Source organism: Mucilaginibacter sp. (assembly GCF_039207105.1).
Lineage (GTDB): Bacteria > Bacteroidota > Bacteroidia > Sphingobacteriales > Sphingobacteriaceae > Mucilaginibacter.
In genome coordinates this window covers 23,348-40,204 of sequence record NZ_JBCECK010000041.1, presented here as the reverse complement: position 1 = coordinate 40,204, position 16,857 = coordinate 23,348, and the positions used below count along the sequence as shown (strand labels likewise).

At 41.2% G+C, this 16,857-nt stretch carries 17 protein-coding genes and 1 pseudogene; 9 read left to right on the top strand and 9 right to left on the bottom strand.

Annotated elements, in window-relative coordinates:
• Positions 1 to 479: 479 nt before the first annotated feature.
• The 5 genes from AAGC65_RS10880 to AAGC65_RS10860 all read left to right on the top strand — a co-directional run bounded on the left by AAGC65_RS10880 (position 480) and on the right by AAGC65_RS10860 (position 5,735).
• A complete protein-coding gene (locus AAGC65_RS10880; protein ID WP_343112474.1) occupies positions 480 to 830 on the top strand; it encodes a DUF7009 family protein in 351 nt (116 codons plus the stop codon).
• A 148-nt stretch (positions 831 to 978) separates the two neighbouring features.
• Positions 979 to 2,568, top strand: coding sequence for an ABC-F family ATP-binding cassette domain-containing protein (locus AAGC65_RS10875; RefSeq protein WP_343112473.1), 1,590 nt, complete (start codon positions 979 to 981; stop codon positions 2,566 to 2,568).
• Positions 2,569 to 2,695: 127 nt separating this feature from the next.
• Positions 2,696 to 3,916, top strand: a complete 1,221-nt coding sequence (locus AAGC65_RS10870) for a hypothetical protein (protein ID WP_343112472.1) — start codon at positions 2,696 to 2,698, stop codon at positions 3,914 to 3,916.
• A gap of 92 nt (positions 3,917 to 4,008) precedes the next feature.
• Positions 4,009 to 5,232: a PAS domain-containing sensor histidine kinase gene (locus AAGC65_RS10865; protein WP_343112471.1), complete on the top strand. Its 1,224-nt coding sequence runs from the start codon at positions 4,009 to 4,011 to the stop codon at positions 5,230 to 5,232.
• A 95-nt stretch (positions 5,233 to 5,327) separates the two neighbouring features.
• Positions 5,328 to 5,735: a VOC family protein gene (locus tag AAGC65_RS10860; RefSeq protein WP_343112470.1), complete on the top strand. Its 408-nt coding sequence runs from the start codon at positions 5,328 to 5,330 to the stop codon at positions 5,733 to 5,735.
• Positions 5,736 to 5,751: 16 nt separating this feature from the next.
• Here the strand turns inward: AAGC65_RS10860 and AAGC65_RS10855 are convergent, their stop codons facing one another.
• Entirely contained in the window at positions 5,752 to 6,654 is a 903-nt protein-coding gene (locus tag AAGC65_RS10855; protein WP_343112469.1) for a metallophosphoesterase, read from the bottom strand.
• A gap of 140 nt (positions 6,655 to 6,794) precedes the next feature.
• Here AAGC65_RS10855 and AAGC65_RS10850 point away from each other — a divergent pair, with 140 nt between their 5' ends.
• Complete coding sequence (locus AAGC65_RS10850) at positions 6,795 to 7,091, top strand: Dabb family protein (protein WP_343112468.1); 297 nt, start codon at positions 6,795 to 6,797, stop codon at positions 7,089 to 7,091.
• Positions 7,092 to 7,144: 53 nt separating this feature from the next.
• Here AAGC65_RS10850 and AAGC65_RS10845 read toward each other — a convergent pair.
• Positions 7,145 to 7,668 (bottom strand): annotated as a pseudogene (locus AAGC65_RS10845) (5' nucleotidase, NT5C type).
• Positions 7,669 to 7,792: 124 nt separating this feature from the next.
• On the opposite strand from AAGC65_RS10845, the gene AAGC65_RS10840 reads away from it, so the two are divergent.
• Complete coding sequence (locus tag AAGC65_RS10840) at positions 7,793 to 8,542, top strand: DeoR/GlpR family DNA-binding transcription regulator (RefSeq protein WP_343112467.1); 750 nt, start codon at positions 7,793 to 7,795, stop codon at positions 8,540 to 8,542.
• 93 nt (positions 8,543 to 8,635) lie between these two features.
• The gene (gene cysC, locus AAGC65_RS10835) at positions 8,636 to 9,244 is read left to right on the top strand and encodes an adenylyl-sulfate kinase (protein WP_343112466.1); all 609 of its coding nucleotides are present in this window, start codon (positions 8,636 to 8,638) and stop codon (positions 9,242 to 9,244) included.
• A 108-nt stretch (positions 9,245 to 9,352) separates the two neighbouring features.
• Here cysC and AAGC65_RS10830 read toward each other — a convergent pair whose 3' ends face one another.
• Complete coding sequence (locus AAGC65_RS10830) at positions 9,353 to 9,541, bottom strand: DUF6358 family protein (protein WP_343112465.1); 189 nt, start codon at positions 9,539 to 9,541, stop codon at positions 9,353 to 9,355.
• Between the two features lies 1 nt (position 9,542).
• The gene (locus AAGC65_RS10825; protein WP_343112464.1) at positions 9,543 to 9,857 is read right to left on the bottom strand and encodes a rhodanese-like domain-containing protein; all 315 of its coding nucleotides are present in this window, start codon (positions 9,855 to 9,857) and stop codon (positions 9,543 to 9,545) included.
• Between the two features lie 206 nt (positions 9,858 to 10,063).
• Here AAGC65_RS10825 and AAGC65_RS10820 point away from each other — a divergent pair, with 206 nt between their 5' ends.
• Complete coding sequence (locus AAGC65_RS10820) at positions 10,064 to 11,182, top strand: DUF4407 domain-containing protein (RefSeq protein ID WP_343112463.1); 1,119 nt, start codon at positions 10,064 to 10,066, stop codon at positions 11,180 to 11,182.
• A 143-nt stretch (positions 11,183 to 11,325) separates the two neighbouring features.
• On the opposite strand, the gene AAGC65_RS10815 is transcribed toward AAGC65_RS10820, so the two are convergent.
• From AAGC65_RS10815 to pafA, 5 genes are all read right to left on the bottom strand, one after another.
• Positions 11,326 to 12,405, bottom strand: coding sequence for a GDSL-type esterase/lipase family protein (locus AAGC65_RS10815; RefSeq protein WP_343112462.1), 1,080 nt, complete (start codon positions 12,403 to 12,405; stop codon positions 11,326 to 11,328).
• 149 nt (positions 12,406 to 12,554) lie between these two features.
• Positions 12,555 to 13,634 (bottom strand): DUF6515 family protein, encoded by a 1,080-nt coding sequence (locus AAGC65_RS10810; RefSeq protein WP_343112461.1) that lies wholly within the window; start codon positions 13,632 to 13,634, stop codon positions 12,555 to 12,557.
• Between the two features lie 143 nt (positions 13,635 to 13,777).
• Entirely contained in the window at positions 13,778 to 14,356 is a 579-nt protein-coding gene (locus tag AAGC65_RS10805) for a thiamine diphosphokinase (RefSeq protein ID WP_343112460.1), read from the bottom strand.
• A 62-nt stretch (positions 14,357 to 14,418) separates the two neighbouring features.
• Positions 14,419 to 15,042: a thiamine phosphate synthase gene (locus tag AAGC65_RS10800; protein WP_343112459.1), complete on the bottom strand. Its 624-nt coding sequence runs from the start codon at positions 15,040 to 15,042 to the stop codon at positions 14,419 to 14,421.
• A 126-nt stretch (positions 15,043 to 15,168) separates the two neighbouring features.
• Complete coding sequence (gene pafA, locus AAGC65_RS10795) at positions 15,169 to 16,851, bottom strand: alkaline phosphatase PafA (protein WP_343112458.1); 1,683 nt, start codon at positions 16,849 to 16,851, stop codon at positions 15,169 to 15,171.
• Positions 16,852 to 16,857 lie beyond the last annotated feature (6 nt).

The following is a 16,857-nucleotide window of genomic DNA, read 5'->3' as shown; positions in this document are numbered from 1 at the left end:
TATTGAAATGTAACGATCTGGCTAATAGTTTTTCACAAAACTTATAACCTACCATCCCATTTCCAACAACTACAATGGTTGGTTGAAACATGGCCTGATTTTTTTAAATGTTAAAGCAAAAACTGTTTTTATAATGCATTAAAGCGCGACCTGTAAGCATTATGGTAACAATATTAGCTAATTAAATTAAAAATTGCGAATTTTTGATCTTTAAAAATTGCAATTTTTAATCATTTTTATGATTTTAGCAATATTGATATAGTTTTAAGTCTTATATTTTCTAAATTTTTATGATTTAACTCGTTTTATGTAGTTTGAAATTCACTATAATTGAAATAATTTATGTTTTAAATGAATTTAAAGTGAAAATTTACGACGATAAGATGTTTTTTCTGGATTTTAAGTCGATTCTGGCGATCAAAAATTTATCATAATGAAAGGATTTAAGGTTTTGCAGTAAACTAATTAAAATAAGTATTATGAAAATAAGAATCAAAGGGAACTCATTACGTTACCGCCTTAGTAAAACAGATGTGCAAATGTTTTTTAATAATGGCTACCTGGAAGAGCAAACCGCGTTTGGTAGTAGTTCATTGACTTATGCTTTGCAGGTTTATGAATCCAATGAACTATCGGCCAATTTTGAAAACAATAAGATAACTGTTTTTGTGCCTGAAGAAATAACTACAAATTGGGCAACTACTGATGATGTTGGTTTTCATGAAACTGTCGGAGTACTTCATTTATTGATAGAAAAAGACTTTCAATGTTTGGATAATACTATCGAAGATCAGACTGATAATTACCCCAACCCATCATTAGTTTGTTAGGTGTTTTTGCTTAGGGTGAATTTTTTTCTTATCATTGCACGTCACCAATAAGTACGTTTATATGTAATTATAATTTCTTTCAGGAAAAAATAAATCAGGGGTTTTGCACAAGACCGCTGCAATTATTCACTCTTTAAAGAAAGAAATTATGCTTATTCTACAAGACATTACATATATACATCCCAACAGAGATCTATTGTTTGCCGGTATAGATCTCATCATCAATAAACAAGATAAAACTGCCCTGATAGGCAATAATGGTTCAGGAAAATCAACTTTGCTGAAAATTTTGGCCGGTAGTTTGCACCCGGTCGATGGATTGGTTAAAGCCAGTTCAGTGCCTTATTACGTGCCCCAGATTTTTGGTCAATACAATAATTATACTATTGCCGAGGCGTTGCAGATAGCCCCCAAATTAAAAGCATTGAAGGAAATTCTGGAGGGTGATGTGACTGAGGAGAACATGACCGTACTTGACGATGACTGGGCCATTGAGGAAAGGTGCCGTGAAGCTTTCGCTCATTGGAAGCTGGATGAGTTTGACTTATCGCAAAAAATGGAAACCTTAAGCGGAGGTCAAAGAACGAAGGTGTTTTTGGCTGGTATCAGCATTCATCGCCCCGAAATAGTTTTACTGGATGAGCCAAGTAATCATTTGGATGGGTTTAGCCGCAACATTCTTTATACTTATATAACAACCACTACAAATACTTTAGTGGTAGTGAGCCATGACCGTACGTTATTAAATCTTTTGGATACTGTTTGCGAACTCGGCAAACGCGGTATAACTACCTACGGGGGTAATTATGACTTTTACGCTGAGCAGAAAACGATTGAAGGAGATGCTTTGAATCAAAGTTTAAACAATAAAGAGAAGGCGCTGCGCAAAGCTAAAGAAACTGAAAGGGAGTCAATAGAACGGCAGCAGAAGCTGGATGCCAGGGGAAAGAAAAAGCAGGAAAAGGCAGGCCTGCCCACTATTTCCATGAAAACGTTTAAAAACAATGCCGAGAAAAGTACTTCGAGGATGAAGGGCGTTCATGCCGAAAAGGTAGGTTCCATAGCTCAGGAGCTTAGCCAACTGCGCAAAGAGCTGCCCGATGTGGATAAGATGAAGATGGATTTTGATAACTCCGCACTGCATAACGGGAAAATACTGATAACCGCGAAGGATGTGAATTTTGGATATGCGGATAAACCGTTGTGGAAACTGCCACTGAGCTTTCAAATAAAAAGCGGAGAGCGGTTAGCTGTTAAAGGTTTAAATGGATCTGGAAAAACCACGTTGATAAAAATGATACTGGGTGAACTCGAGCCGGGTTTGGGGACAATTGACCGGGCTGGTGTCAGGGCGATATACATTGATCAGGATTATTCATTAATTGATAATAAACTGAGTGTGTATGAACAGGCGCAACAATTTAACTCCGGTGCACTGCAGGAGCATGATATTAAGATACGTTTAAACCGCTTTTTGTTTACTAAAGAATATTGGGATAAGCCATGTAGTGCACTTAGTGGCGGAGAAAAGATGCGGTTGATGCTTTGTTCATTAACCATAAGCAACCAGGCGCCGGATATTATTGTGTTGGATGAGCCTACCAATAACCTGGATATTCAAAATATTGAAATTTTAACCGCTGCTATAAATCAGTATAAAGGAACGCTTATTGTGATATCGCACGATGAGTATTTTTTAAAGCAAATTAATGTAGAATTATCGATAGTGTTAGATTAATAGTGTTTTTCTGGGTTGATTTATAGTGCTTTACAGAGTAAAATAAAATTTACGTGCCAACAAAACAGGAAGTAGCTGGTTATTACGTGTAGTTATCATTGTGATAGCGCTGATATTATGTAATTATATGCGCCAATACCTTTTATTACTCATTTGCCTGTTACCTGTCACTGTGTTTGCTCAAGCTCCTATCACTACACCTCAAAGCGGGCCGGCTGTGAAGGATACCGCTAACAAAACCGATTTGATTGATATTGCCAAAGATGTATTTCATATATCGCCGCAAAAAGTGCGCACCCAGGGGCAAAAAAAGATATATTTTTCTATTTTACCTGTAAGCGGAGCCGCGCCGGGTGGAAATGGTAGGGCGTTAGTTACCAGTACTACGGCAGGTATGTATCTGGGTCCGGCCAGTACTACCAATTTGTCAAGTGCATCGTTTGCTCCATACTGGAATTTTCACAGCCGTTTTGGTTTGCCTTTACGCTCAAGCGTTTGGCTGCCTGATAATTCGTGGAATATACAGGGGGATGTTCGCTTTTTGGTTTACCCGCAGTATACCTGGGGACTTGGCAGTAGTCACGGTACCGACGAAAAGACATTGGTGAATTACCGATATATCCGGTTTTATCAGGCCGCTTTGAAAAAAATAACGCCTTACTTTTTTGCGGGCTTAGGCTATAATCTGGATTACCATTCCAATGTTGTAAGCGATGACCCTAATATTAACCTGACACAATATACCGGCTATAAATATGGTACAAATGGAAGTTCGGTTTCTTCAGGTATCAGTATGAATGTTTTGTATGATACCCGCAACAATTCTATCAACCCTTTGCCGGGTGCTTATGCCAGTTTGGTTTACCGTGAAAATCCCGGATTTATGGGTAGCGATCGCAGCTGGCATTCTGTTTATATCGATCTTAGAAAATACATTCCGCTAAATCCGTCCAGGCCAGATCAGCAGAATACTTTCGCGGTATGGACTTATTACTGGACTGTTTTAGGCACTAACGCTCCTTATCTCGATTTGCCAAGTATTGGCTGGGATCCGTATAACCGCTCAGGTCGTGGCATGGATCAGAACCGTTACCGTGGCGGTTCATTATTTTACATGGAGGGTGAATACCGCCGCGATATTACCCCGAATGGTTTGCTGGGCTTTGTTCTGTTTGCCAATGTTAATACAGTAAGCGGCTCCGGAACCCTTTTTACCTCCTGGCACCCTGCGGCAGGTACGGGTTTAAGGATCAAATTTAATAAGGGCTCCAATACCAACATCGGCATTGACTATGGCATTAGTAAGGGCTACAGTTCCATTACCCTGGGGCTTGGAGAGGCATTTTAGCAATTCAACGATAGTTTTTGCCCACTCACCGAATAGCACAGCCTGTATCATTCCGGTTAAATTAGTTTTATGATAGTAAAACTCTTATCGGCATGGCAACTTTGATCAAATACCCCAAGCGTAATTCAGAAAAATTGGATACACCAGCTTTTTGGCAACCGGCAAGGGCGGCAGAGAGTGCTCCATTTCCGGGTCAGGTGCTTAGTCCTTATGCCTTTCTGGTTAATATTTCTGAGCGTTCCCTTACCAGGGAAACGGCCATAACCAATGTGCTGGCCACAGCCGGGATAGGCATGTGGAGCTATAGCGTGTATGCCAAAAAATTTCATCTTGACCCCGTTGCCAGCCAGTTTTTTGGGTTAAAGGGCAGTATCACATTTAGCTTAGCAGCATTAATGCGTAAGCTGGTGGAATGGAAACAGGAAGAAGTTTTATCAATAGCCACTACAGCCTGTAAAACAAATCAGGAATTTGAAGCCCAGCTGCTAATTAATAACAAGGAAAATGATTTGTGTAAATGGGTTAAGATAACCGGGAAGTTGTATTGCAATGATGGCATCGCCATGAAAATGATGGGTACCATTACCGATATCACCGCTTTAAAACGAGAAGAAAATTTAAAAAAGGACCTGATGGCTTTTTTAAGCCACGAGCTCAGAACACCGCTGAGTGTTGCAAAAATATATATTCAAAATGCGGGCCGCCTGGCAAAAGATGATCATAATACGGCTATAGAATGTAAAATGACGCAAGCCGATCAGCAAATGGTGTTTATGGCCGGGCTTATTGATAACTTTTTAACATTGTCGCAGGTACAGAATAATCGTTTATCCGTGCATAAAAACGGTTTTTATTTGAATGAGCTCATTGTAGATGTCATGTCGAATATGACTTTTTTGTTTCCGGAGCGGGTTTTCAAATTTGATCTGTCTGAGCCCGTTTGGGTATATGCCGATCAGGATAAGATTGTGCAGGTATTAACTAATTATATTACTAACTCCGTTAAATTTTCGTCCTCAAAAAGCCATGTACATATAGCCTGCAAAAAATCCGGATCAAACGCTATTGTATCTGTTAAGGATAAAGGTTGCGGTATTGAACCGGAAGGGCAAAAATTATTGTTTAATAAGTATTGCCGTGTAGAGCAGGAAAACCAGATCCGTACTAAAGGTTATGGGCTGGGTTTGTTTCTGTGTAGGGAGATCATAGAAAGCCACGATGGAAAGGTTTGGGTAAAAAGTGAGGTAGATAAAGGTTCAACGTTTTACTTCAGTCTGCCTGTTAATGAGGGGGATGATATTGATCTGTTGTCGTAATTACCCTCTCAATTGTCGTATTAGCCCCCTGTTATTTTGCATTGTAGTGCCGATTTTTGTTTTGTCGGTAAACCGTATCTGAAATACGAAATGCAATGGCTAATATTCAATCGTACCTAACCTTTAACGGCAACTGCTTGGAAGCGATGATCTTTTACCAGGAATGCCTGGGCGGCGAACTTATGGTTCAAACCGTAGGCGATTTGCCACTTGCCGACCCCATGCCGCCCTGTATGAAGCAATGCGTTTTGCATGCCACGCTCGTCAAAAACGATATGGTACTTACGGCCTCAGATATGGTGCCCGAAACCGGCTTGGTAAAAGGCAATTCAGTTTCACTGTTATTAAATTGCAAAAGTGAGGCCGAGGCGCAGAATTATTACGATAATTTAGCTGCAGGCGGCGATGCCACCCACCCTTTAAGTGCTACCTTTTGGGGGGCCACTTTCGGCGACCTGACCGATAAGTTTGGTAACCAATGGTTAATAAACTGCGAAAGATAAATTGTGGTAAAAAACCTTAATAATTAATATAATCTTCTGTAAAGCTTCCGTCAGCATACAGGTCAATAATACCATAGCCCGGAGCGGTTTCCCTTCGGTTGCCCTCCCACCAAGCACCACTTACCGCGCCATTGCATATATAAGTAACGTTGTTATAAATCAGCTTTTCGCGGAGATGAATATGTCCGCTCAGGCAAAGTTTAACATTTGGGTGCTTGTAAAACAGGCTGATTATTTTGGCATTGTCGGTATGCATATCACCGCCGTACATTACCCATCGGTTAACGGTATTATCTTCAATAAGATTAGTCGCCGTTAAAACAGGGATATGCGTTAACACCAGTACAGGCATAGTTGAGGGTGTGGTTTGGAGCTCTTGTTCAAGCCAGTTAAATTGTTCGTCGCCCAATTTACCTATATACCAGGTATTGTCAATATCCAGATGAACACTATCCAGGATAATGAATTTCCAGCCATTTTGGGTGAAACTATAGTATGGCTTAACCAAGCCTAACTGATCCATAGAATACTTTTTCCCGTAAATGGCTTGTCCTTTGTCGTCCTCGTTCCACCAGATATCATGATTGCCCAGGCAGTAGCGTACTGGTGCACTACATTCGGCTTTCATGATTGATTTGGAAAGCTGCCACTGATCGTCAATTGTACTGATATTTTCTTTGTTCATATCAAATACAACATCGCCGCCGTTGAGCACAAGATCAACTTTTGGGCTTTGCTGCTGCATGTGGTGTAGGCATTTTACAAATCTGGCAGGCGCGTCAAATTTATTTTTAAGGTGGATATCGGTTAAATGAGCAACCCTTAATACCGGTTGTTTTTTGGCGGATGTGCTAGCGAATGTAAGTGAGGGGACTAATAACAGTCCGCCGATATTTTTAAGGGCCGATCTTCTTTGCATAAACTGAGCTTGAGCACGTAAAAATAGCTTTATCTATGTTTTCTTCAGCTTAATTCATGATTAAATAATCCATAGCTGTGGAATTTGAAAATTCAGCGGTTATGAAAACGGCTAATTGCTACATTTGAAAAAAATACAAAATGATAGCACATCACGTTTTATTCTGGCTAAAAGCCGACACTACTGACGACCAAAAAGCAGCATTCCGCAAAGGTTTGGAAAGCTTAGAGCAAATTGAAACTGTTAAAACTTTTCATGTAGGCACGCCTGCAGCCATTGAGCGTGCAGTGGTTGATACTACTTATACTTTTAGCCTGATCCTGTTTTTTGAAGATATGGCCGGTCATGATGTTTACCAGGTTCATCTGGTACATAAAGCGTTCCTGGATGAGTTCCGTGTTTTCTTTGAAAAAGTGGTTATTTACGATGCCGAATAAGGCAATAGCTTATAATATAGCAAAGCCGCTTTAGTAATAAAGCGGCTTTGTTGTTATTCTTCAGTTACCAAACTGCTTTCCTTTTTTAACAGGGCCAAAACCTCTGTCCATGAATTAGCCCGTTGATGGTGATCAATGTAGGTATTGTGCGCAGCATTAAACATAATGGTTGTGCCTTTAAACTTATCCAGGTTTTTAGGGTGGTCATCTATCATATAATCGGTATTGATCAGGCTTTTATCTCCGCAGAAAACAATGTGAGTCCAGGGAATGAATGGGAAATGCTCTTTGAGCCACTCCAATTTTTCGGGCAGCGACTGCGGAAATTCCATTGCTGCCGATACAATGTAAATCTCATATTCCTTCATTAACTCCGTTATGGCCTCAACGGCCCCGGCATTACCGGCAGGGTGCGGAAAAAGCCCGGCGTAAACGCGAATTTACGGCAGGCATCCTTTTCCGGAAAACCTTCGCCCTCAGGTTTACCTACTATTTGTTCGTAAGGTATCTGAACACCATAAACATTATAATACCAGGCTATAAAATGAGTGTCGGTATCGGCCAAAACCCCATCCATATCTACGGCTATTCTTTTTAAAGTTTTCATGATGCAATAATATGCAATTATTTTCTATAATTTGCAATTTAATGTTAATTTATTGCAAATTTTTGCAATGTTTAATTTATATCTATATTTGTTGATGCTTAAAGCCGAACGCCTTCAGAAAATAGTTGATCAGGTTGCTAAAGAAAATAAAGTGATTCTTGACGACCTGAGCCTGTTGCTTAATGTATCAACCGATACCGTGAGGCGGGATATTAAAGAACTATCGGATAAAGGATTGTTAAAAGCCGTTCGTGGTGGTGCTATCATTAGTTCGCCGGCGCACCCCCACTTTAAAGAACGCCAGCATATTGATACGCAGCAAAAAAAACTGATTGCTCAAAAAGCATTGGAGTTTATTAAACCGGGCCAAGTTTTACTGGTTAATGCCGGTACCACTACCACTGCGGTGGTTTCTGCCTTACCTAAAGATATTGCTTTAACTGTTGTTACCAATAGCTTCCCCGTTGTTTCTGTTTTGGAAGATTATCCGAATGTTACCGTTTTCTTTATAGGTGGCCAGTTGAATAAGCACGCGTTTTCCACCCAGGGGTATGAAACTATTGAGGCCATCCGCAATTTCAGGGCCGACGTATGCCTGCTGGGTATTTGCAGCATTGATCTGAAAACAGGTATTACAGGCTTTACCTATGAGGAAAGCCTGATTGACCGGGCCATGATCGAAACATCAAAATATGTTATCGCTTTATCTACCTATGATAAAATTGGTGCATCAGATCCTTATTATGTTTGCGCAGCTAACGCTATTGATGCCCTGGTTACCGAAAAAGATCCTTCACTGGCCGATCTGGATGGCTTTAAAGATGCCGGAGTAATGATCAAATAAGCCAATTAGCTTATTACTATCGTATTTTAAGGGTAGGTTTATATAAACCGCTGAAAGATAAAGAGTAAATTTATTTTCAGCACAACCCGAAAAATGACCTATAAAAACATCATCCCGGTTGAAAATGCAATTTGCCTGAATGACATAGAGGGCAGGAACGGGCATAAAGCCGTTGTGGTTTGGCTTACGGGTTTAAGCGGCTCAGGCAAATCGGCTATTGCAGCCAATGTGTGTTCAAAGCTGTTTCAACACCATTGCCAGGTATATGTATTGGATGGCGATAACCTCAGATCTGGCTTAAATAGCGACCTATCCTTTACCCGTAAAGACCGTAATGAAAATATCAGAAGAGCCGGCGAGGTGGCTGCCCTCTTTTACCAATCAGGTTCAATTGTACTGTGCTCCTTTATATCGCCTTTTAAAACAGACAGGGATATGGTAAAAGCAATGTTCCCGGAAGACAGATTTATAGAGGTTTACATAGAATGCAGTGTGGAAGAATGCATCAGGAGAGACCCTAAAGGACTTTATAAAAAGGCGTTAAATAATGAAATTCCTGATTTCACGGGTATAAATTCACCTTATGAATGCCCTCAGGATGCGGCACTAACCATCAATACCGAGCTAAATGATATTGATGAGTCGGGAGATCAAATAATGATGTTTTTGAAAAAGAAAAACGTAATTAAGTATGATGTGTAAACCGCTTTTCTCAATACAGTAAGCCGTATCTGATTAAAAGAGGTTTACACACCATTCCTGAATCGTTTATGAACACGCGATGTTATTATAGCTTTTTGAGAAAGCTCTTTACTTCTTTAATTGCGAATTCTTTACTTCTTTTAGCAATCTTATTTTTAATACAATTACAACGCCTGCTATCAATATGGCAGCACCCAGTAATGTAAAGTTTTTACTTGCGTTGGCCTGGTATGCAACAAACAGGCATAATACAATACCCACTGTATAAAGCACATTAAGCACTAACTTAAAGCCCATATTAATATACGTTTAGTGTAGGGTCAATTTCTGAGGCCCAGGCCAAAATACCACCCTGTAAATTATAAAGATTGGTGTAGCCTAATTGCTGCAATTGCATAATGGCAGCTGCGCTGCGTTTTCCGCTGCGGCACATTACCACAACCGGTTTATCTTTACTTACCTTATCGGCCTCAATTAAAATGCCGCCAAGCGGTATTAACTGCCCGCCCAGATTGGAGGTTTCATACTCAAAATCTTCTCTAACATCAATCAGCTGAAAATCTTCGCCTTTATCAAGTTTTTCTTTTAGTTCCTGTACGGTTATCTCGTTCATGTCAAATAAATTATAATCCAAAGGTAGCTTTTTTCTGCATCAAATAATTAAGTCCAAATTTTGTAACAATAGGTGGGTAAGTGCGTTTTATATATAATTTTGCACGGCTATTGCGTTTAAAGGGGCATAAGCTATAAAATAACGATAGTGGGTGAATTGTTTGGTCTGCTAATTGCACTGTCGTAAACAAAAAATATAACACATAAATGAAAAAAGTTACACGCTTTTTCTGGTTTTGTTCAGGAGCGCATATTGATACCCTAAAAAAATATCCTATTGAGCATAACAAATACGTGGGTATTGGCGCAACTATATTTTTCACCGCGTTGTTTGCCTCCCTATCCGGCGGGTATGCTATGTACTTTGTTTTTAACGGCGATGCTTTTGCCGTTGGGTTTGCTATTTTATTTGGGATACTTTGGGGTACTGCCATTTTTAATATGGACCGCTACATTGTATCCAGCATTAATAAGGATGGTACCACCAATCAGCAAATACTGCAGGCCTCGCCGCGTATTTTGCTGGCTATTATGATAGGTGTGGTTATTTCGCGACCGCTTGAACTGAAGATATTTGATAAAGAGATACGCCAGAAGTTAAAAACCGCATACCTGAAAGGGCAGCACCGTAAAATTGATACCCTTGAAAAAACCTATCAGCAAAAATATGCTATGGAGATGGGTAAAAATAACGATTTGAAACAGGAAAAAGATTCATTGGAAAAGGATATCAACCGGTCGCGTTTTCAACTGAATCAAGAGGTTTTCGGTGATAAAACCAACCAAACATCGGGTATAACAGGTTACGGAACCTACGCCAAGCAAAAGCAGCAGGTACTGGAAGAAAAGGAAAACCGCCTGAAAGAAGTCACCCAAAACCTAGGTCAAATGGATAATTACCTTGCCGCCCGAAAGGACTACGAGGGCTTAAACAGCACCCGGCTTTTTTCTGAGTATCAATTAGACAGCCTCACCAAAATAGCAGGTTTCAGCGACAGGAACTGGGCGCTGGGGCAACTCACTTACAATGAAAATGGCTCGCGCGATCTGGATACTTACCTCGCCATTTCGTTTATCGGGTACCTGTTCATCCTGTTTGAATGTTTACCGGTTTTTGTGAAGCTGATGTCGCCCAAGGGGCCATATGATGTAGCCATAGCTAAAACCGCGGAGGCCAATATTTACTTTGCCGAAAAGGATAAAGACCGCGACATAGCGGTTACAGATAATATTTATGATCATAACCTGGATACCGACGTTCAGCGGCGAAAAAAGATCATTACCTCACAATCTGACTATGATTTTGAGCGGCATAGCTATGAGTAATCAAAAGAACAACTGGGTACACTTACGAAGTTTTAAAAACTTCGTAAGTGTTTAACAATAGTATCTATTAACCAATATGCATAGTTCGCTAATAGATCCTTCGTTCCTTAGGATGACAGTGGAAAAAATGATAAGTAAATAAACTACCAGCCTTTAAGCTGTTTAAGATAAGCGGTTAATTCGTCGGCTATAAATTCATGTTCTTTCATATCAGGGTGCCCGCCGCAACCCTGATAATATCTTCGGGAGAAAGCATATTTAAATATTTTTTTATCTCCATTAGCATTGGCTGACTCTGTTATTGCAGTAATATAGCGCTGTAATACAGAGGATAGCTTTTCATCGGCCATAGGGCTGCTTAAGCAAACTATATCCGCGGTGGGATATTTTTGTCTTACGGTTTTTATGAATTTGGTATAAGCATCGCAATACAGAACCGAGTCTTGTACGCCATCGTTCTGCCCCAGACATACGGTAACTACATCTGGCTGGTAACGCTTAAAATCCCAGGCTAAAGAATCAGTGCGGAGGTTAACCTTATCAAATACTTCCGGCATTTCTACATCCATATTACAGCAGCTATGTATCAGCCCGATCCCAGAAACGGAGGTAAGCTGCCATTGCGCGTTGAGGTTGCGTGAAGTACGCGCGCCATAACTCATATAAGCATTATGCTGGTCATACCATTCGCCTTTGCCGCAGGGCATAATAGATTGATCCATACCGGCACCGCTGGTCATGGAGTCGCCAATGTATTCAATCTTACGCATTGGTTGCGGTAATGAAGGCAAAAGCTCCTGGCAGCGGATGCCCACAAAGTCGATATAACCAATGTTCGATTCGGTATTCTTGCAGATCACTATGGTATGCTCACCATCCGATAGTCCTTCTGCAACGGTAATTACATTAACTTTTCCGGTAGTTTGTATGCGATAAGGCGTGTTATTATCAACGGCTATCTCCAGGTAATTATGGTTTTTGCCGTACAAAACCTCGTCGTTAATCAGTAATTCGCATTTTTTACCTTTAAATCGGGCTTTGATATAAACACCAGGTGACCACATCCGGGGTTTTAACGGGTTTGAAAAGTCAACCCGGCCAACGTATTGGATATACGCGTTATTGCCTTTGTATAATTTAAGGTCGTTAGTAAGTATTGCCGCATTGGTATTTAATGATATATGCAGAAATACAATAAAAAGTAAACCGGTTATATACTTCATCGGCGGCCAATATAGGGGTAAAATCAGCTATTTGTCAACCCGTTCAGATACTTTTATAACTTTTGGTAAATAAATTTTTGTTTGGATATAACAAAACAGGCTGCCTCTTTTAAGGAGCAGCCTGTTTTTATTTAAATTTTATAAATATTTTATTGTTGATTCTGATCCTGATCTGCCGGATCATCAGATGGAGTACCTACAATTTTGTAAGCTTTGTTGCCATTGTTGTCTGATGTTTCCTGGTAGTAGTAGCCATCAGGAGATACATACAGCTTTTCGCCGTTGATCTTTATTTTACGGCTGTCATCAGGCAATTGATTCACAACATCACCTATCTGAGGTGCTTGTTGCATATCGCCATTACCTCCGTTGTCGGTATTCAGTTCACCATCTTTACCTGCAATTACGTAGGTTGCTGTACCATCGTCTTTGGTGATTGGTTGGTAGTAAACACCGTTTGACTCGTAATACTGCTCGCCATTGATCATAATAGATTGCGCGTCTGAAGGCAACTTCTTGATCTCGGCACCTACCGGTGGTTCAACTACGGTGTATTGATCATTGTACTGGCGGTAGTATAAACCATCGCTGTAATAGTACTGGTAATCGCCCCAGAAAAATGGGTAATAACCGTAAGGTAAAAAACCTATGCTAAAGCCAAGCCTTGGCAGGTAGTATGAGTTGTAGTAGTTGCGGTACGGATAGTAATAGTGACTACCAAAGTACCCGCCACGGCCACCATAACGGCCATAACCACCTGTGTAAACCCTGCGTCCGTAACCGTAGTTGCCATATGCAGCACGGCCACCGCTGTAAGCACGCCTGTCAACACTGGCATAGCCGCGAGTACCGCTATAGGTACGGGCACCTGTTCCGGTAACAACACGGTTGCCACCAGGTGCTACACCTACGGTATGCCTTTGGGCAAAGCCTGTTGTACGCTGTGGAGCTGCAGTTACACCACTGCGCATGGCACTGCCATAACTACGTTGAGGTGTGGCTATAGCTGAACGCTGTGCACCACCATTAAATGACGGACGTGAGAAAGAACCGCTGGAAGGCCTGGAGTAACCGCCTCCGCCACCGCCACCACCGGATGATCTTGCGCCACCGCCGCCACCACCGCCTCCTCCGCTGCTTCTATGTTGTGCGTTGGCAGTAAAGGCTAAAGACAAACTCAAAAGGCTACCTAATGCGATTGAAAATAAATTCTTATATATCCGTTTCATGATGAAAAATTTTAACTGATCAGCTGGCTTCTTTTGCTGATTTATAATGTATAGACTAATAAATGTTTAAACGGTTTAATGCGTGTTTTAATATTTTTAACAAAAAGCACACCAATTATATTTTTAGCTGCTAAAACGAGTTTTTATACATTATCCAGATCTTCGGCAATAAATAAAAACGGTTGCTCAAATTGCAGGCTAAAAAAACCATCTCGCATGGTTTGGTAATGCATTGGGCCTGTTTGCTGTAGTCCGCTATAGTTTAATAGCGTGGGGCTAAATAATAGGCTGATTGTCTCTCCTGCGGGTTTCCACTTGCTAAAACCCGAATTTACGGTATAAATTTTTTGATTCTCCTGAAATATCACCAGGCTTATCTTATCAGCATATTTAACAAACTCATCCCAATACAATACATCAGTTACGATGTTTACCGCCGGATAGTTGTGCGCTATCAAATATTTTAAAGCTGCTGTTGTTAGCGTGTCATCGCCGTTGGGCAACAATTTGATGTCTGATTGTAATAACCCATTGTACTCGTTCGCGATCACCCAATCTACCTTGATTCCAAAGGAATCCAGTTTTTCGGCTGTGTGTGGTGTGGTGATCACTGTAGGGCTCCATTCCAGCAACTGGCCCAGCTGCTCCTCCGGAAAATGATCGACCCCAAGAACCAATAATGCTGGTTCCTGCTTTTCTCGTACAATGTGGTGCGAAGACATTGTTTAAAAGTAAGCAGATTTAATGAATAATTGATGAAAAATTAAGTATCAAGTAACCGGTGTTAATAAAGCTTCCTGTAAAAAGCTTTCAAAGCTGCCCCGGGATCAGGTGAAAGATTAATGGCGCTTGATACTGCTATGCCGTAGACGCCCGTTTTTAACAATAATTCCACATCCTGTAGCTGAATACCACTTACTGCTATAACGGGAATTTCAACAGCTAATCTTTCTAATTTGCGATAGCCTTCAAATCCAAGCAAGGAGTAATTATTAGGCTTGGTAGCAGTAGCGGCAAAGGGGCCATAGCCGCAATAGTCAACGACACCAAGGCTTTGTATTTTTAGCAGGTCATCGGGGTTGGTAGCCGATGCCCCAAGTGTTTTATCTTCACCAATGGTTTCGCGGATGCTTTCAAAATCGGCGTTCAGGTCTTCGATGTGTACGCCCTGTACATCAACGTGGTTAAGTATTTGATAATGATTGGTAATGATCAGCGTAGTGCCCCAATCGTCACAAATTGTAGCTATTTCGTTTATTTCATCAATCAACTCATTTTCAGGTTTTGTCATACAGCGGTACTGTATCCAGTTGGCTCCTGCCGCGCATGCTGTTTGTACCTGTTGCACATGGCTACGGTCGGCAATATCCTGCGTTAGATAATGAAATTTAGATATGTATTTTTTCATTTTTTTAGTCCGAAAGTCGGTGAAGTCGGGAAGTCCGAAAGTAGTGTATAAATCAGAAAGACGGAAAGTCGGTAAAGTCCGAAAGTTGTTTTTTCTTTCAGACTTTACCGACTTTCGGACTAATAATTAATTTTTTTCCTGAACCAGAACTTCGCTGATAGTTTTGCCTATGTTGCCATTAGGAGCTTGAATATGTAGTAGGGACGCTACGGTAGGCGCAATATCTGTCATATGTGTTTGACGGGTAAGGCTGCCATGTTTAATGCCCCAGCCCATAAATACCAATGGGATATGTGTATCATAAGGATTCCAGGTACCGTGTGTTGTTCCGGTAGTACCGTGGCCCGAATAAATACCCGGTTTTAATATAATTTGAATAACACCACTGTGCTCCACATTGTAACCATTGATAATACGGGTACGTAATTCTTCGGGAAGATTAGCGGTCTGGGCTTTTTGCATATCTACCGCAAAGGCAATTGCCGGTTGTTTTTGCAGGTATTGGATACAGTCTGATTTGATAGCATCTTCACTCAGGCCTTCTTTTTTGATGGCAGCGTTATCAAAATTAACCTGGTAGTTGTCCATGCTGATCACCAGATTTTTAACCTTGTATTTATCTTCCAGCAATTTATTCATTTCGGTTTTGGTAGCAGCATCATTCCAGGTACCGGCAGGTATGTTATGATCAGCCAGAAAAGTGGCGTTATGCGCGGCACCATGATCGGCAGTGATGAAAACCGAATAATTGCCTTTGCCTACAGTTGCGTCAAGGTAACTGAAAAACGAAGCCAGGTCTTTATCAAGTCTTAAATAGGTATCTTCTGCCTCAACAGAATTGGGGCCATACTGGTGACCAACATAATCTGTTGATGAAAGGCTCACTGCTAAAAAGTCGGTAACGGTGTTTTTGCCTAATTGTTCGCCTTCAACAGCAGCACGGGCAAGGTCAAGCGTCATGGTGTTACCAAAAGGAGTCGAGCGGATCATGCCCATTTTGCCATTGTATAATTCAGAAGTTTTAACCGGTAGGGTTGGTGCAGCCGTACCTGGAAATTTGCCTTCGTACTTGCTGCTATTATCTGGGGCGCTTTGCACGTAGGTGTTTATTGGGTAAAGCGGATTCCAGTCCTGTTTCAGGAATTTTTCCGGTTCTTTCTGATCGTTAAACTTTTTAACCCATGCAGGCAGGTCGTTCATGTAATAGGTACTGGTGATCCAGTTTCCACTGGCATCATCAAACCAGTAGGCCGCGTTGGCGGTGTGGCCGGCCGGTAAAATACCGCCCCTGTCTTTCAAAGCGATTCCAATTACTTTTGAGCGGAAATTGGTAGCCAGTCTTAACTCATCGGTAACGGTAGTAACCAGCAAATTGCGCGGCGACATTTGGCCGGCCTTTGAGGTGCTGCCTACTGCCCTAACTGTGCTATCATCTGTGCAGTACATTGATTTACCGGTAGCCTGAATAATAAAATCATTACCGGCAATGCCATGTATAGCCGGTACCGAACCAGTGTAAACGCAGGTATGGCCCGCGGCTGTTACAGTAGGTATATAATCAATATTGGTGTTTTCGCAGGTAAAGCCTTCATTCAATAAGCGTTTAAAACCACCTGTTTGGTAGCGGTCATAATACCTGTAAAGGTAATCCCAGCGCATTTGATCAACCACTAAACCAACCACCAGCTTGGGGCGGGGCAATGTAGCTGCGGTAGAGGGATTTTGATTGACAGCTGCTTTCTTTTTTTGTGCCGATACCGACAAAGAGGCAGCGGATAAGGAAATAATTAACAGGTATTTAAACTTCATAGCTTG

Coding starts and splice junctions, on each gene's coding strand:
- AAGC65_RS10880 (WP_343112474.1), top strand. CDS start 480: ATGAAAATAAGAATCAAAGGGAACTCATTACGTTACCGCCTTAGTAAA.
- AAGC65_RS10875 (WP_343112473.1), top strand. CDS start 979: ATGCTTATTCTACAAGACATTACATATATACATCCCAACAGAGATCTA.
- AAGC65_RS10870 (WP_343112472.1), top strand. CDS start 2,696: ATGCGCCAATACCTTTTATTACTCATTTGCCTGTTACCTGTCACTGTG.
- AAGC65_RS10865 (WP_343112471.1), top strand. CDS start 4,009: ATGGCAACTTTGATCAAATACCCCAAGCGTAATTCAGAAAAATTGGAT.
- AAGC65_RS10860 (WP_343112470.1), top strand. CDS start 5,328: ATGGCTAATATTCAATCGTACCTAACCTTTAACGGCAACTGCTTGGAA.
- AAGC65_RS10855 (WP_343112469.1), bottom strand. CDS start 6,654: ATGCAAAGAAGATCGGCCCTTAAAAATATCGGCGGACTGTTATTAGTC.
- AAGC65_RS10850 (WP_343112468.1), top strand. CDS start 6,795: ATGATAGCACATCACGTTTTATTCTGGCTAAAAGCCGACACTACTGAC.
- AAGC65_RS10840 (WP_343112467.1), top strand. CDS start 7,793: ATGCTTAAAGCCGAACGCCTTCAGAAAATAGTTGATCAGGTTGCTAAA.
- cysC (WP_343112466.1), top strand. CDS start 8,636: ATGACCTATAAAAACATCATCCCGGTTGAAAATGCAATTTGCCTGAAT.
- AAGC65_RS10830 (WP_343112465.1), bottom strand. CDS start 9,541: ATGGGCTTTAAGTTAGTGCTTAATGTGCTTTATACAGTGGGTATTGTA.
- AAGC65_RS10825 (WP_343112464.1), bottom strand. CDS start 9,857: ATGAACGAGATAACCGTACAGGAACTAAAAGAAAAACTTGATAAAGGC.
- AAGC65_RS10820 (WP_343112463.1), top strand. CDS start 10,064: ATGAAAAAAGTTACACGCTTTTTCTGGTTTTGTTCAGGAGCGCATATT.
- AAGC65_RS10815 (WP_343112462.1), bottom strand. CDS start 12,405: ATGAAGTATATAACCGGTTTACTTTTTATTGTATTTCTGCATATATCA.
- AAGC65_RS10810 (WP_343112461.1), bottom strand. CDS start 13,634: ATGAAACGGATATATAAGAATTTATTTTCAATCGCATTAGGTAGCCTT.
- AAGC65_RS10805 (WP_343112460.1), bottom strand. CDS start 14,356: ATGTCTTCGCACCACATTGTACGAGAAAAGCAGGAACCAGCATTATTG.
- AAGC65_RS10800 (WP_343112459.1), bottom strand. CDS start 15,042: ATGAAAAAATACATATCTAAATTTCATTATCTAACGCAGGATATTGCC.
- pafA (WP_343112458.1), bottom strand. CDS start 16,851: ATGAAGTTTAAATACCTGTTAATTATTTCCTTATCCGCTGCCTCTTTG.